The organism is Streptococcus oralis, assembly GCF_019334565.1.
GTDB classification, from domain to species: domain Bacteria; phylum Bacillota; class Bacilli; order Lactobacillales; family Streptococcaceae; genus Streptococcus; species Streptococcus oralis_CR.
In genome coordinates, this window is record NZ_CP079724.1 from 1,620,428 (window position 1) to 1,635,688 (window position 15,261).

9 protein-coding genes and 1 pseudogene are annotated in these 15,261 nt (G+C 40.9%); 2 read left to right on the forward strand and 8 right to left on the reverse strand.

The window, feature by feature from the left end; all coding sequences use genetic code 11:
- Window positions 1-49 precede the first annotated feature (49 nt).
- From KX728_RS07850 to KX728_RS07870, 5 genes and pseudogenes are all read right to left on the reverse strand, one after another.
- Window positions 50-1,081 carry a sensor histidine kinase gene (locus KX728_RS07850; protein WP_215804336.1) on the reverse strand — a complete coding sequence of 344 codons (1,032 nt, stop codon included), beginning with the start codon at window positions 1,079-1,081 and terminating at the stop codon, window positions 50-52.
- Window positions 1,048-1,746, reverse strand: a complete 699-nt coding sequence (locus KX728_RS07855; protein WP_215804335.1) for a response regulator transcription factor — start codon at window positions 1,744-1,746, stop codon at window positions 1,048-1,050. Before KX728_RS07855 ends, KX728_RS07850 begins: the two co-directional genes overlap by 34 nt.
- A gap of 12 nt (window positions 1,747-1,758) precedes the next feature.
- Window positions 1,759-2,481: pseudogene (locus KX728_RS07860) on the reverse strand (lantibiotic ABC transporter permease).
- Window positions 2,481-3,269, reverse strand: a complete 789-nt coding sequence (locus tag KX728_RS07865) for a lantibiotic ABC transporter permease (RefSeq protein ID WP_215804334.1) — start codon at window positions 3,267-3,269, stop codon at window positions 2,481-2,483. The pseudogene KX728_RS07860 and the gene KX728_RS07865 overlap by 1 nt, the downstream one beginning before the upstream one ends.
- A 1-nt stretch (window position 3,270) precedes the next feature.
- The gene (locus KX728_RS07870) at window positions 3,271-3,978 is read right to left on the reverse strand and encodes an ABC transporter ATP-binding protein (RefSeq protein ID WP_215804333.1); all 708 of its coding nucleotides are present in this window, start codon (window positions 3,976-3,978) and stop codon (window positions 3,271-3,273) included.
- Window positions 3,979-4,273: 295 nt separating this feature from the next.
- On the opposite strand from KX728_RS07870, the gene KX728_RS07875 reads away from it, so the two are divergent.
- Window positions 4,274-4,756 (forward strand): S-ribosylhomocysteine lyase, encoded by a 483-nt coding sequence (locus tag KX728_RS07875; RefSeq protein ID WP_000032557.1) that lies wholly within the window; start codon window positions 4,274-4,276, stop codon window positions 4,754-4,756.
- A gap of 58 nt (window positions 4,757-4,814) precedes the next feature.
- Here KX728_RS07875 and KX728_RS07880 read toward each other — a convergent pair whose 3' ends face one another.
- The 3 genes from KX728_RS07880 to pflB form a co-directional block, all read right to left on the reverse strand.
- Window positions 4,815-6,911: an ATP-dependent Clp protease ATP-binding subunit gene (locus KX728_RS07880; protein ID WP_215804332.1), complete on the reverse strand. Its 2,097-nt coding sequence runs from the start codon at window positions 6,909-6,911 to the stop codon at window positions 4,815-4,817.
- Between the two features lie 451 nt (window positions 6,912-7,362).
- Window positions 7,363-11,115, reverse strand: coding sequence for a Spy0128 family protein (locus KX728_RS07885; protein ID WP_219108624.1), 3,753 nt, complete (start codon window positions 11,113-11,115; stop codon window positions 7,363-7,365).
- 287 nt (window positions 11,116-11,402) lie between these two features.
- Window positions 11,403-13,718 (reverse strand): formate C-acetyltransferase, encoded by a 2,316-nt coding sequence (pflB, locus tag KX728_RS07890; protein ID WP_215804948.1) that lies wholly within the window; start codon window positions 13,716-13,718, stop codon window positions 11,403-11,405.
- Between the two features lie 236 nt (window positions 13,719-13,954).
- Between pflB and dinB the strand changes: the two genes are divergently transcribed.
- Window positions 13,955-15,016 (forward strand): DNA polymerase IV, encoded by a 1,062-nt coding sequence (gene dinB, locus KX728_RS07895; RefSeq protein WP_215804330.1) that lies wholly within the window; start codon window positions 13,955-13,957, stop codon window positions 15,014-15,016.
- Window positions 15,017-15,261 lie beyond the last annotated feature (245 nt).

Consider the following 15,261-nt stretch of genomic DNA (forward strand, 5'->3'; position numbering starts at 1 on the left):
GTGTCCAAAAGACTTGATATTATGCGTTTTTATGATTTTCCATTCTCATTTATTTCAATGAAATTGTCAACTCGACAGAGGCTCCTCCTTGGTCTAGATTGAGCAGGGTCAGACGACCACCGTGCAAGAGAGCTACCTGTTTAGAAAAGGCTAAGCCGATTCCATGATGGGGATTAGCTGAATTGCGGCTTTGGTCACTCTGATAAAAGAGCCGTTCCGCTCCTAGCAGCATCTCCTCTGAAAATGCAGGGCCGTTGTTCCAGATAGCAAAAACCAACTGGTCCTGTTGCACTGATACCATCAGCTTCACTTCCTTTTGGTCCTGATTAGCATGTTCAAGCGCATTCAGTAAAATATTGAGCAAAGCTCGCTTGAGATAGTCCAAATGAATTGACAAAATCAGACTAAGCTCACAATCTTCTTGGAGGTAGAAACGATGGCTTTCCTGTTTGCTGAACAGTGCCCAATCATCCTGTAGATAAGCCAAAAAGTCCCCTAAGGAAAGCTGAATGAACTGATTAGAATCAATCTGAAAAGTCTTAGCGTAATCAATCAAAGAGCCACAATACTCTTCCATCTTGTGACTAGCCTGCAAAATCTCAGCAGCATAGTCTGCCTGTGGATGGCCCAACTGCGCCAATTCCAAGAGCTCAGCGTTCCCTTTAATCACAGTTAGGGGCGTCTTCAAATCGTGCGATGTCGCTGATAGCTGTAAAATCAACTCCTGATTATGCTGCTGCTCTCTTTCTAGAAGACGAGCATTTTCTTGGTGGCTGCTCCGTAAATCGCTATAAACTTCTAGCATTTCCTCAATCCGAAAAAGCTGACTTTGATTTTCTTCTAAAAGCTTCTCGCTCTTTAGCATTTTTATTTCCCTGTCGATTTTTCGGAGCAATTTCAAAATATGATAAAAAGTAATCAGCAGCAAGCTCCCCGCCCAAAAGAACAAGGTGAAAAGAACGTAATCACTTCCTTGCGTAAATTCATAGCCTATAAGCACAAAAATCAAAACATGAAAAAAGACGATTTTTAAACTGGTTGTCCAGACTAGGCTTTTGAAATTTCGGGTTCTAATTGCCATCTATAGCCTACTCCTCTCACTGTTGCGATTGCTTGCAGCCCTTCTTGTTTGCATTTTTGACGAATCTGATATACGTATTCTGAGATGGAGCGAAGCTGTGTTTCTGAGCTTTCTGGATAAAGCAAGGTATGCAGGCGTTCAGCTGAAAAGGTCTGCTTGGGATTGCTAGCTAGTAAATGCAGCAACTTAAACTCTCGCTCTGAAAATTTCAAGACTTTACCAAAATAGGAAACTTCATAGCGCTCTGGATAAAATTGACAAGAAGCAATTTCAGAATATCGCTCCTCCCGTCTTTCCTCCCGCCGAAGATGGGCTCTGACACGCGCCAGCAATTCTTTGGTCCCAAAAGGCTTGACAATATAGTCATCTGCTCCGCGAAAGAGTCCTTCCACCTTGTCCGCCTCTAACTCCTTAGCTGTCAGAAAGATAATTGGACACGAAAGATGTGGACGAATGTAGGAACACAGCTCAAAACCATTAACAGGCTCCATCATCACATCTAGCAGAATCAAATCATATCCTACAAAATCCGTCAGTTCTAGCTCTTCTATCCGATCAAGCGTCGTCACGTCATAAGCATCGAGCTCTAGGACGTTTTTCACCAGCTTTAAAATGCTCCGGTCGTCATCAACCACCAAAATACGATACTGTCTCATGATTTCCATTATAGCATACCTCTAGCGAACATCTCGTTTCAAGGTCAAGAATATAACAGAGCTCCAAATCAAAGCTAGCCAGAACAGCTGTATTCCCAACCCTGATAGATCTATTGAATGCTGAAGCCCTTCATACTCAAAAAGATTTAGCGTAGCCAGATCGGGCAGGTACTTTGCTTCTTTGATAAAAGTTGCCAATAAACGGCTAAGACCAATCAAGAGAGGAAATAGCACCGACACCGGCACAACCCAAGATTGAAAGAGCAAAGCGAGACCAGCAGCTAAAAGAGCCAGAAAAAGATTGCTGAGAAGACCAAAAGAGCTGTAATAGAGGAATTTCCCCAGTAAGGGCCAGCTAAAGTCTAGGTCAAATCGAGCCAGCATAACAAAGAAACAGCTGCCTATCATGACACTGTAGAGAACCAAGAGCAGAACGGCCAGAAAAAGGAATTTCCCAGCCAATCAAGCCTTTCTATTTGATACGGTTAGAAAATTCGTTCGCATCCCAGACTTGACAAACTCCTGGGCAAAATAGAGGGAAGTAAAGATGACGATGACAGGCTGCGCCAGATAGAGGGCATGCAAAACCTCGCTCAGAGCCTTCGTCTGACCAACTGCTGTCTGACTGTAGTCAAGATTCATTAGAAAAAATGGAACAACTACCAGAGCCACCAAGGCTGCACCAAGAGCGAGATAGTAAGAACGGAACTTAATCCATTCACTTTTAAGCAGAGCTATTATCATCAGTATCGCCCTCCTAAATCCGTCTTCAAAAAGCGCAGAGAGGCCATGACGCCGATGATTAGCAACCATACGCTTAGTATCAAGAGTCCTTGCAAGGGATTGTTGGCATATTGGGAAGTCGGCGTTGCAACAAATAACTCTCCTGCGGGCTGTGGCAGATAAGCACCCCAACTCGTATGAGCTGCCAAGTAGTTTCCCAGATTATAGAGCTGGGGCACAAGAAAGAGTAAGGGAAGCAACATCGTCCGCCCAAGCAATCCCAATAAAAAGGACAAGAGACCTAGCAATGCAGTAGCTAGTGCCTTCCATAAAAGATGACTCCAAGCAGCTTGATTAAGTAAAATTGGATGTAGCCCTTCTTTTCCTAAAGCCAAGTGCATGACAATATAGCTCAAATAAATGGATAACAAGCTAATGATGAGTGAAAACAAACCAAAGGTCAATATTTTCCCCATAAGTAGCTTCAAGCGGTTATTACAAGCCAATAGACTGGTTCGCAAGCTATGAGACTGAAATTCCGTTGCTCCCAAAATTCCAGCTAAGATGACTAAAACCATACCACCCATAGAAGCGCCATTAAGACCTAGATATTCAAGCGGATCAATAGCTTCTGCCAGACCGGGAACCGTCTCAGGGGTCGCATCTAAACCGATAGACAGATACTGACGTCCCTCTAGCCATGACACAACAGGTACCAATAACAGCATAAAGACCACACTTACCCTGAAAGCCTTGGTTGATTGGATTTTCAACCACTCTGAATGCAATAAAGACATCGTCTCTTTCATCTTAAACCTCCTCTGTTAATTCGAAGAAGAGCTCTTCTAAACTATCTGTTCCTTGTAATACATCTTCTAGCGTCCCCTGTTCGATAATTTGCCCATGATGAATCAAGACTACATCATCTGTTACCATTTGTACCTCAGACAGGATATGAGAGGATAGAAGGACGGTTTTCCCAAAATCAGCCTGCTGGCGAATGAACCTTCTAAACCACTTAATCCCACTTGGATCCAGTCCATTGGTCGGCTCATCTAATATTAAAAACTGGGGATCACCTAGTAAAGCTACTGCCAACCCCAGGCGCTGCCCCTCTCCTAGAGACAGGCTTGATAAGAAATCCTTTTTCTTATGAGCGATCCCAGTCATATCCAATACCTCATCAATCCGAAACTTCGGAATAGCATTACTTGCAGCAATAATATGCAGATGGTCGTAAACCTTTCTATTTGGCAGACCTCCAATACCGTCAAAAGCTGCACCTACTGTTTTGAGAGGATAAATCATTGACTGATAGGTTTGTCCATCAAAAGTCGCAGTTCCCGCTGTCGCCCGATCTAAGCCCAAGAGAATCCTCAAGGTCGAGCTTTTTCCTGCACCATTATGTCCTAGAAAAGCCGTAATGCGACCACTCCTAGCTGTAAAAGAAATATCCTTTAAAATTTGCTTGTCTCCATATTTTTTAGAAACACGATCAATTTTTACAATATGTTCCATACTGAACTCCTTTATCTTTATTTTCTCCAGTATACCCAATCTAGTTCAGAATTAGTTCAGAGATTAAACAGAAATTTCAGAAAAAGTTGATCCACTTTTCAAAAGTCACCTTAGTTCCACTAGAAAAACTAAACTTTTCTTTCACAAGGTATTCTTCTCTCCATTCTTTCTTTATAATTCTGAGGTTTATGTATAGAGACTTTATTATCATTCTAGTACCAAAAAGTCATTTATCAAACTCCATCAACAGCACCCTTTATGATATAATGAAAGAAGAAAACTGAAAGGAACTACCATGTCAAAAGAAGTTATTGTTGAAAGTTTTGAACTTGACCACACCATTGTTAAAGCACCCTATGTTCGCTTGATTGGGGAAGAAACGGGGCCAAAGGGAGATGTCATCTCCAACTTTGATATTCGCTTGGTGCAACCGAACGAAGACTCAATCCCTACCGCTGGCCTTCACACTATCGAGCACCTCTTGGCCAAACTCATCCGTACTCGAATCGACGGGATGATTGATTGTTCCCCATTTGGTTGCCGTACAGGCTTCCACATGATTATGTGGGGACGCCATACCAGTGCTGAAATTGCTGCTGTTATTAAGGATTCGCTCAAGGAAATTGCTGAAACCACTACTTGGGAAGATGTTCCTGGAACAACCATCGAATCTTGCGGAAACTACAAGGACCACAGCCTCTTTTCTGCTAAAGAATGGGCAAAACTCATCCTGGAACAAGGAATCTCAGATGATGCCTTTGAACGCCATGTCATCTAAACACAAAAGGAACCAGCTTTTAGCTAGTTCCTTCTTTTTTTATTCTCAAAATCTTGAGTTAGGCTTTTTCACGAATGACCAAAACGCCATCTTCCATATCTGCTTCCAGATGTTTGGCATCTAGATGATCCAAGTGGAAATCTGTCACCTTATCACGAATTTGTTGTTCAACCACGCGACGGAGAGGACGAACACCCATAACTTCGTCATAACCTTCTTCTGTGATAAAGTCCTTAGCTGCTTGACTAACTTCCAAATCAATGTCTTTCTTAGCCAAGGTTTGGTTGACTTCCTCCAACATTAAGTCCACAATCTTAGAAAGGTCTTCCTTATTCAAGTGTGAGAACTCGATAACTGCGTTAAAGCGGTTAAGGAACTCTGGACGGAAGAATGGTTTCAAACGATCCATCAACTCTGGTTTATCCGCATCTTCAGTCAAGTTGGCTTCATAGCCAAATCCAGCATTTGATGTTGCGATAATGACAGTGTTCTTGAAGTTCACTGTATTTCCTTGACCATCAGTTAAACGACCATCATCCAAGACTTGGAGGAGAAGGGTAATGACTTGAGGATCAGCCTTTTCAATCTCATCCAAGAGAATGATAGAGTAAGGATTACGACGAACACGTTCTGTCAAGGTATTGCTATTGTCATCATACCCCACATAACCAGCTGTTGTACCGATCAACTTAGATACAGCTGTGCGGTCACTGTATTCAGACATATCCAAACGAATGATAGCATCCTTAGTTCCAAACATATCCAGTGCCAATTGCTTAGCAAGCTCGGTCTTACCAACCCCAGTTGGACCTACAAAGAGGAAGCTACCGATTGGGCGATTTCCTTCATCAAAACCAGCACGGTTACGACGGATAGCACGAGCTACTGCTTCTACTGCCTTATCTTGGCCAATTACCTTGTGTTCCAAGCGATGAGCCATATCTTTCAAACGTTCGATATCTGATGCTCCCATTTGTGACACTGGAATACCTGTCATTCGTTCCACAGATTCAGCCACATCGTTGATGCTTGCAGTCACTTTCATGTCTTCTGTGTGGTTTGCGACTTTTTTCTCTAATTCAGCAATGCGTGTTTTGGCATTGAGAGCTGCTTCAAAGTCTTCTGCCTCAACTGCTTTTTCTTGCTTGTCTTTTTCTGCCTCAATTTCCCGTTCAACAGCATGCACATCTGTTACAGGATGTTGAGCTGCCAAGTGAGCTGCCGTTACATCGACAAGGTCGATAGCCTTATCTGGCAAGCTACGTTGAGGAATGTATTGGATCGAATAATCCACTGCTGCCTTCAAGACCTCGTCTGGCAAGATAACATTGTGATGTTGTTGATAGAGGTCACGAATCCCTTGAAGGATTTTAAAGGTATCCTCTGCTGAAGGAGCATTGACCTTCACTTCGTTGAAACGACGAGCAAGAGCTGCATTTTTCAAGATGGTGTTACGGTATTCATCTTGAGTCGTTGCCCCAATCACTGTCAACTCACCACGAGAGAGAGCTGGCTTGAGAATATCCGCAAGACCTTTAGAACCACTATCACCTCCGATTGAGCCAGCGCCAAGGATTTGGTGAATTTCATCAAAGAAGAGGATAATATTCCCTGCTTCTTTTACTTCATTGATTAGATTTTGAACGTTTTCTTCAAAGCTACCACGGTATTGAGTACCAGCCTCAAGACCTGAGATATCAATAGAAATAATTTCCTTGTTCTTAATGGCAGCCGGAACATCTCCATTCACAATCGCTTGTGCTAGACCTTCGACAACGGCTGTCTTACCAACACCTGCATCTCCGACTAGAACAGGATTATTTTTCGTACGACGTGAGAGGATTTCAGATGTTTCTTGAATTTCCTTGTTTCGTCCGATAACAGGATCCAACTTGCCCTCACGAGCTTCCGCTGTCAAGTTACGACCTAGTTTAGCAAGGATACCGTCTTGTTTCATACCTGAAGCGTGTTGTTGCATTTGTCCATCAACTTCTGCATTTCCTGGCAATTGACCAGTTGCACGATAGTGAGCAAATTCCTCAGGTGTCACTTCACGTCCATTAATCAAGTAGCGACGATTTTCAGAACTATATCCTCGCATACCACCCATCAATTGGTTAAATAAATCATCCATGTTGTTAAAGTTGTTGTTCATATTCTTTACCTCGTTTATTCTTAATTATATGCGATCTCTGATATTGACTATCTTTGACCTTTATTTTAAAAATTTTAGACTAGCTAACTAGCTACCCTACGTATAATTTCTGGTTTTTCTTTCTTAAATAAGCCTTTTATCATCTTCTTTTCAAAATCTGTTAGATTTAACATAGGCCTCACCCCTTTCTAGGGTATCTATCGTACATTTTCAAGAAATAGAATCATTGAAAATGAAGTTTTCTAAGGAATTCATTTTCCTTATGCTCCTACTATATCACATTGGTCAGTAAAAGTCAATAGTTTTTTGACCAAATTTGACTATTTTTTAAAAAATTTTTTGAAGTACAAAAAAGCCCCTAGAAAACGAATTTTCTAGAGACTTTCTCTATCAAGTTTAAGAGAGAAGTAGAATTCTCACTGACCAAGTTTCATGTTTCTTCTACAAAAGCTTAAGCTTTACGTTTTACGAAGAATACCCATCCACTCAATGCCAATACTACAAATCCAATTGCTGAGAAGATAGATGTTGCTTCACCTGTGTTTGGAAGTTCAGCTTTACCTTTATTCTCAGTAGCTGGAGGTGCTGGTTTTGGATCCTCTTTTTGTCCTGGATCAGTTGGTTCTGTTCCTGGAGTTGGATTTGTTCCTGGATTATTTGGCGTTGGATCTGGTGTTGGTGCTGGATCTGGCGTTGTTCCTGGATTATTTGGAGCTGGATTTGGATTTGGTTCTGGTGTTGGTGTTGGAACAGTGTATTTATTTGTAAATACAACTTCTTTACCATCGGCATACGAAACCTTTGCAGTCAAGAGACCTTGACCATCCGCAACTACAGTGACTGTTACAGTGTACTCAGTCTTATCGTATTCAATACCCTCTTCAGTACCAACTTTTTCAACCAAGGTATAAGTATGAGTACCTGCTTCTTCGAATGAACGAACAAAGGCTACTTTACCTTCGGCAGTATTCTTAGCTGTAGCTACAACGGCGCCTTTCTCTTTCAATTCGAAAGTATAAGCGTCAGCCACAAGTTCTTTACCCTCAAGTTTCTTAGTTGCTTCAATCGTAGCTTCTACCGCTGGTGCTTTGAAGCTATTCTTGAAGACATTACCTGCTGGATATTCAACAGCTGCCTTCAAGGCGTTGGTTGCTGCATCTTTGGTTACTTTTACCACCGCAGTCTTTTCTGTGTCGTAAGTAATACCAGTTGCTCCAGCATTCACTTCTTTTACAGTATAAGTATGAACACCTTCTGCATCATAGTTGATTGCTTTAAATGTTACTTTTCCAGCTTGGTTTGATTTTGTATCAAGTAATTCTGTACCTTCATACAATTCAAATTGGAATTCACCATCAACCAAAGCACGACCAGTCAATTCTTTCGTAAACTCAAGTGTTGCTGATGTAGCTGTTGGAGCCGGTGGAACTGGTGCTGTATAAGTGTTAGTGAAGACACGTTCTGTATCCGCATCTTCTACAGTCGCAACCAATTGACCTTGACCGTTATCCGCAACAGTGACGAACACTTCATACGCATTTTGATCATAAGTGATTGTTTTATCGTCACCAGCTTTTTCAGTAATAGTGTAAGCGCAATCGCCTGCTGCTGAGAAAGTGACGTTGAAGACAACTTCTCCTGAGGCAGTATTCTTAGCCGTAGCTACAAGGTCTGAACCTTCTTTCAGTTCAAATGTGTAAGCATCAGCTTCAAGCGCTTTACCTTTCAAGACTTTCTTAGCCTTGATTGTAGCCTGCGCAGGTTCCGCTTTATAGTCATTAACGAAAACTGGTGTTTCACTTGTAACTGTCGCGACAAGTTGACCTGAGCCATTATCTTTGACTTCTACAGTTGCTGAGTGTTCTGTTTTATCATAAGTTACACCAAGTTTATTGCCAGCCTTTTCTGTAATAGTATAGTTATATACTCCTGCTGTTGAATAGCTAATTTCAGAAAAACGAATCAATCCACCAGCAGCATTCTTTGCTGTCGCAACAACCTTATCACCCTCTTTCAGTTCAAACTCAAACTCATCTATCTCTAGCTCTTTACCGTTCAAAACTTTTTTAGCTTCAATAGCAATTTTTGCTGGAGCTGCTTTATATGTGTTGGTGAAGGTTGGGTTGTTACCTGTAACAGTTGCAACAAGTTTTCCTTGCCCGTCATCTGTAACGTTTACTGTCACTTCATGTGTAGCAGTGTCGTATGTCACACCTGCTTCGCTACCTGCTTTTTCTGAGATAGTGTAAGTGTGGTCGCCTGCTTCATTGTATTCGATTTCTTTGAAAGTAACAGTACCGTCTGTAGCGTTTTTAGCTGTCGCAACGACTTTGTCACCTTCTTTAAGCTCGAATTCGTATTTATCAGCTTCAAGCTCTTTACCGTTCAAGACTTTAGTAGCTTTGATAATTTCTTTTGCTGGAGTTGCTTTATAGGTGTTAGTGAAAGTTGGTTCTGCAGATGTGACAGTTGCTGTTAAAACTCCACTTTGGAAAGTTGCTGCTACAGTAACTTCCTTGGCTTCTGTATCAAATGTAACGCCTGCAACTGCTGTTGAAGTGTCCTCTTTGATGATGTAGTGATAAGTTCCCGCGCCTTTTACTTGGAGATTCTCAAAGGTAATCGTCCCATCAGCTTTTGATTTTGCTGTGGCTACTGGATCCTTCAAGTTCTCTGCAGTAAACAAGTTAAAGGTAAACTCATCTGCTTTTGGAAGCTTATCTGCACGTCCTTCTACTACTTTCTTAGCCGTCACATTGAATACAGCTGGAACAGGTTCGTCTTTAAGATGAATAGTAGAACCCGCAGCACCGAGTTTGACTGTATACTCTTTTTCATCTAGTTTATAACCTGCTGGAGCAATCTTCTCTTTGATCTTAAACGTTTTACCTTCCCACTTCTGGTCATAAGTTTTCGTAAGCGCTACTCCTTTTTCATTCGTAGTCACTTCTGTTGTTTCACTTGCATCATCTGCTGCTGTCACAGTATATACCGCACCCGAAACTGGAGCAAGAGTGAAGGCATCAGTCTTATGAATCTTAATTTGATAAGCAGTAGATGCTACAATCGTACCAGAAATCAAAGATGTCGCCTCAGCTGTCATATCAAGTGCTCCCGGACGACTTGTATTCTGTGCTAATTTAGTCCCGTCAGCCAATGACAGAGCAACCCTATTTCCTACTTTACTTCCATCATTAGGAGTTGTTGTGTTATAAGAGACTATATAAGAGGTCGTTCCATCTTTAAAAATGATATCAAATGAAGTATAGTTTTCGTTCCACGAAACGGTATAGTCTTGTCCCTCAGTTAACAAAACTGCATCATCTGGAACAGCAGAAGTCCCAACAGTGATATTTGCCTTATACACTTTTAGAGTCTCAGGAATATACTGTGCAGGAGTGTAACTAGTATCATCATTTGGTATAGTATCATGTAATACAATATTTTGTCCTAAGTCTTGTTTCTCTGTATTTACACGTACACGCCAGGTAGACCATGCATCTCCCTTGCTAACCGAACCAATCTCAGCCAGTTTTGGAGAGTTCCAACTTTCAAGGGCAGCACGACCCCCAATTTTAGCATAATTTTCAGTACCAACTTTGGGACCATCGATTGTTTTTGAGGAATAAATGTGAGTCACTTCTTGCTTCAATGAGGATGAATTAAAGTTTATGCGGGTTTTATTCTGATCCTTTAAGAATCTAAAAGTAACAGAAAAATTCCCTGACACATCCTTTACCTTATCTCCACCAGTTTTCTCTAGGTATTTATCCAAATTTTTCAAGGTGATTTTTGCTTTCCCACCTTGATCAGTACCATTTGAAGTCACTTCAGCTTCTCCAATAGTAACTTTTGTTGTTGGATCAATTAAATCCTGACTCCCCTCATAAACTGCCATAGGAGCAGGTATATCAAAGGTAAAATAATCTCCATTATTCAGATGTTCATTATACTGTTTGAGATCAAAGGTCACGCGAAGCTTATATGCTAAATTCGTACGAAGCGAGAAATCTCCTTCTGAACTCACATTTTGCTTAGTATCTGAAGCATCTAACAGATCAATGCCTGTAATTACTTGTGTTAATTCTTTTGAAACAGGATTATCTGCTTTAACAATGCCTACCAAAACAGATGCTAGCCCTAAAATAGCAAAAGCTAACGCAGAAAATTTAGAAAGCATTTTTAACACTTTGCTTTTCGACATTTCTTCTCCTCTTTTCTATATGAAATTTTTATTTCTAATCTCCCTAAGAGATTACATCATACCATTTTGACAATCCCCATCACTAACTAGAGTTTATCTATTATATTATAACATTTCAATACAATCTATTCAAGTTTAATAACCAGAAAATAGGGTTTTTATAATATTTTACTTTTAAATTTCAACACATTGTCACCATAATGAACAAAATATCTCAGTATTTTTCATATGATATGTAGAAAAAAGCCAATCCTATAGACTGGCTTTCTTATTATTCTAATTGAATCTTAGCTCAATGCGTCATCCATTGAAAGAACTTCGTGGAAGACACGTTGTGTCAATTCAGTTTTTTGTTCTGGAGTGAGGTATTTAGTGTTTACACAGTATCCAGAGATACGTACGATAACGTCTTCACCTGACATGATCTTTTCGTAAACATCGTTCAAGTCCATAACGTTCAAGTTAACGTGTTGTCCACCGTTTTCGAAGTAACCATCAAGGATTGTTACCAAGTTATCAACTTGTTCGTCGCGAGTCTTACCAAGAGCACGTGGAGAAACTTGAGTTGTCAATGAGATACCGTCAGCTGCGTAACCAAAGTCAAGGCTAGCAAGTGAGTTCAAGTTTTGCAACCATCCACCTTTAGCTTTGTTAGATGGGTTAGCACCTGGTGAGAAGAATTCAAGTTTAGACAAGTTCACAGAACCATCTTCGTTGAGGTACACACCTTTGTGGACTGGTGAGTTACCAGTTTGTTTAGAGTAAGCAACGTTAGATGTGATTGTCAAGAGTGATACTGTAGCTTCAGCGTTCTTGTAAAGTTTGTGGCTACGTAGACGAGTTGTATAAGCTTCGATCAACCATTCTGCCAATTCGTTTGAACGTGGGTCATCTTCACCCCAACGTGGGTATTCACCGATTGTTTCGTAATCGTAGATGTATCCATTTTCGTCACGGATTGGTTTAACGGTAGCGTATTTGATAGCTGACAATGTATCAACAGTGTTAGCAAATCCACAGATACCGAATCCCATGTTAGCACGTTGTTTAGTTGGCAAGAAGGCCATTTGAACAGCTTCGTAGTTGTACTTGTCAGTCATGTAGTGGATGATGTTCAAAGCATCTACGTAAGTGTCAGTCAACCAGTCAAGAGATTTTTCGAAGTTGGCTTTAACTGATTCGAATTCAAGAACTTCGTCACGGATAGGATCGATGTCAAATACCTTGTAGTCTTTGTGAACATCGTCGTAACCACCGTTCAAACCAGTAAGAAGGGCTTTAAGAACGTTTACACGAGCACCGAAGTACTGGATGTTGTGACGTTGATCTTCGTTTTCTGGGTCAAGTGGTGACACACAGCATGAGATACAGCTCATTTCACCATATCCGTCTTTAGCCATTGTTGTTACACCTTCGTATTGGATAGAAGAGTGTTTGTGGCTCATGTGCATACAGTAGCGACGGAAGTTGTAAGGCAATTTGTCAGTCCAAAGAACTGTCAAGTTTGGTTCTGGTGAGTTACCGATGTTGTCAAGAGTGTTCAAGAAACGGTAGTCCATCTTAGTAACACGGTGACGACCGTCGTTACCCATACCAGCCATAGAAGTTGTGATGAAGGTTGGGTCACCTGAGTACAATTGGTCATAAGCTTTTGTACGAGCAAATTTAACTGTACGAAGTTTCATAACGAAATCATCAACAAACTCTTGGATTTCTGATTCAGTAAATGTACCACGAGCAAGGTCACGTTCTGCAAAGATGTCCAATACGATTGGAACACGACCTAGAGATGTAGCGGCACCATTAATCACACGGCAGACAGCCATGAAAGCGATGTTAACCCATTGGATTGCTTCTTTCACGTTCATCGCTGGTTTGCGAACATCAACCCCGTAAAGGTCACCTAAGCGAACAACTTGTTGCAATGCTTGGTATTGAAGGTTGATTTCTTCACGAAGACGGATTGTCTCTTCATCGATTTCTTCGATTGAGTTCCAGTCGTTTACTTTTTCTTGCATCAAGTAGTCTGCACCATAAAGAGCAAGACGTGCGTAAACACCGATGATACGTCCACGTGAGTATGCATCTGGAAGACCAGTTACAGTGTGAGCGTGGCGAGCACGACGGATGTTTGAAGTGTAGGCACGGAAGATACCGTCGTTAACTGTTGTTACATATTTAGTAAAGATTTCGTGAACAGCTGGATCTGGTTCGTATCCATTTTCTTTCAAAGTAGTTTCAGCCATACGGATACCACCTTTTGGCATGAAGTTCAATTTGAAGAGTTCATCATTTTGGATACCGAAGATCAATTCGTTTTCTTTGTCGATAAATCCGGCAGGAATATCAGCAATAGATGTTGGACGAGTGTCCATTGGGAAACGAGTTTCTTCGTAGTGAGCCTTAGTTTCTTCTACAATTTTTTTGATGTGAAGTGAACGTTCTGTTGGTCCAGCAAGGAAGCTTTCATCTCCATCATAAGGTGTGTAGTTAGCTTGAACAAAGCGAGAAATACTTGCTTTTTCTTTCCAATCTACGCCTTTGAAGCCTTCCCAAGCTTTATCAAAAATGTCTTGTGCTTCAACAACTGTCTTAACAACCATGTTAATGTCCTCATTTTTCTTTCTAGTAACAGCCATCTGTTACATTCATGAGTCAAGTATACCATACAGTAACCGATTTCAACAAGAGAAAACCGGCATTTTAGACGCTTTCTTTTATAATACAGTCTCTTTTTCGTCCTTATCTGTATTATATTTTTGAAAGTCAGGTTAGACTTTTCCACTTTTTCAGAAAAAAGGGTATAATAAATAGAAAACGACACTAGAAAGGGATTGGAATGCTCATATTTCCATTGATTAATGATCTGTCAAGAAAAATCATCCATATCGACATGGATGCCTTTTTTGCTGCAGTGGAAATGCGAGACAATCCTAAATTAAAAGGAAAACCTGTCATCATTGGAAGCGACCCTAGACAAACTGGCGGACGAGGAGTTGTTTCTACTTGTAGCTACGAGGCACGAGCCTTTGGTATTCACTCTGCCATGAGTTCTAAAGAAGCTTATGAGCGTTGCCCCCAAGCCGTCTTTATCTCCGGGAATTATGAAAAGTATAAGGCAGTTGGACTTGAGATTCGAGCTATTTTTAAACGCTACACTGATTTGATTGAACCCATGAGTATTGACGAAGCCTACTTGGATGTGACAGATAATAAACTCGGTATCAAGTCAGCTGTTAAAATAGCTCGCCTCATCCAACAAGATATCTGGCAGGAGCTACATCTGACTGCTTCTGCAGGCGTCTCTTATAACAAATTCTTAGCTAAAATGGCTAGTGACTATAAAAAACCACATGGTTTGACAGTGATTTTACCTGACCAAGCCCAAGACTTTCTCAAACAAATGGATATTGCTAAATTTCATGGTGTAGGTAAGAAAACAGTAGAAAAGCTTCATGAAATGGGCATTTATACTGGTGCAGACTTATTGGACGTCTCAGAAGTTACTTTAATCGATCGCTTTGGCAGACTCGGTTTTGACCTTTATAGAAAAGCTCGTGGTATTCACAATTCTCCAGTCAAGTCCAATCGCATCCGCAAATCAATCGGGAAGGAGAAAACCTATGGTAAAATTCTCCAGGATGAAGAAGATATCAAAAAAGAGCTGACTCTTCTCTCTGAAAAAGTAGCTCACAATCTCAGTAAGCAGGACAAAGCTGGAAAAATCATTATCCTAAAAATACGATATGCTGACTTCTCCACTCTGACTAGACGAAAAAGCCTTCCACAAACAACACAGGACGCTAGTCAGATTTCTCAAACTGCCCTTCAACTCTACGAAGAGCTAGCTGAAAAAGAAAAAGGTGTCCGTTTACTAGGAATTACGGTGACAGGATTTTAAATCCTCGGAGGGAGCATTGGTTTAATCAAATGAGGTTGGAACAAAAGTGTTTCAGCCTCATTCTGTTTTAAAAATAATTCTTAGATCGTGATAGCTAACCACTAAGACAGTCTGAGGTACTATCTTAAATTGCTGACCAACATTCAGCAGACTGTATCAGTATTATTCCCCTTTTAGACTCTAATAATTCCTAATTCAAGAAAGCCTCTTCCTCTTATTCCCTCTCTCTTTTATTAGAAAACTGA

Coding starts and splice junctions, on each gene's coding strand:
- KX728_RS07850 (WP_215804336.1), bottom strand. CDS start 1,081: ATGGCAATTAGAACCCGAAATTTCAAAAGCCTAGTCTGGACAACCAGT.
- KX728_RS07855 (WP_215804335.1), bottom strand. CDS start 1,746: ATGGAAATCATGAGACAGTATCGTATTTTGGTGGTTGATGACGACCGG.
- KX728_RS07865 (WP_215804334.1), bottom strand. CDS start 3,269: ATGAAAGAGACGATGTCTTTATTGCATTCAGAGTGGTTGAAAATCCAA.
- KX728_RS07870 (WP_215804333.1), bottom strand. CDS start 3,978: ATGGAACATATTGTAAAAATTGATCGTGTTTCTAAAAAATATGGAGAC.
- KX728_RS07875 (WP_000032557.1), top strand. CDS start 4,274: ATGTCAAAAGAAGTTATTGTTGAAAGTTTTGAACTTGACCACACCATT.
- KX728_RS07880 (WP_215804332.1), bottom strand. CDS start 6,911: ATGAACAACAACTTTAACAACATGGATGATTTATTTAACCAATTGATG.
- KX728_RS07885 (WP_219108624.1), bottom strand. CDS start 11,115: ATGTCGAAAAGCAAAGTGTTAAAAATGCTTTCTAAATTTTCTGCGTTA.
- pflB (WP_215804948.1), bottom strand. CDS start 13,718: ATGGTTGTTAAGACAGTTGTTGAAGCACAAGACATTTTTGATAAAGCT.
- dinB (WP_215804330.1), top strand. CDS start 13,955: ATGCTCATATTTCCATTGATTAATGATCTGTCAAGAAAAATCATCCAT.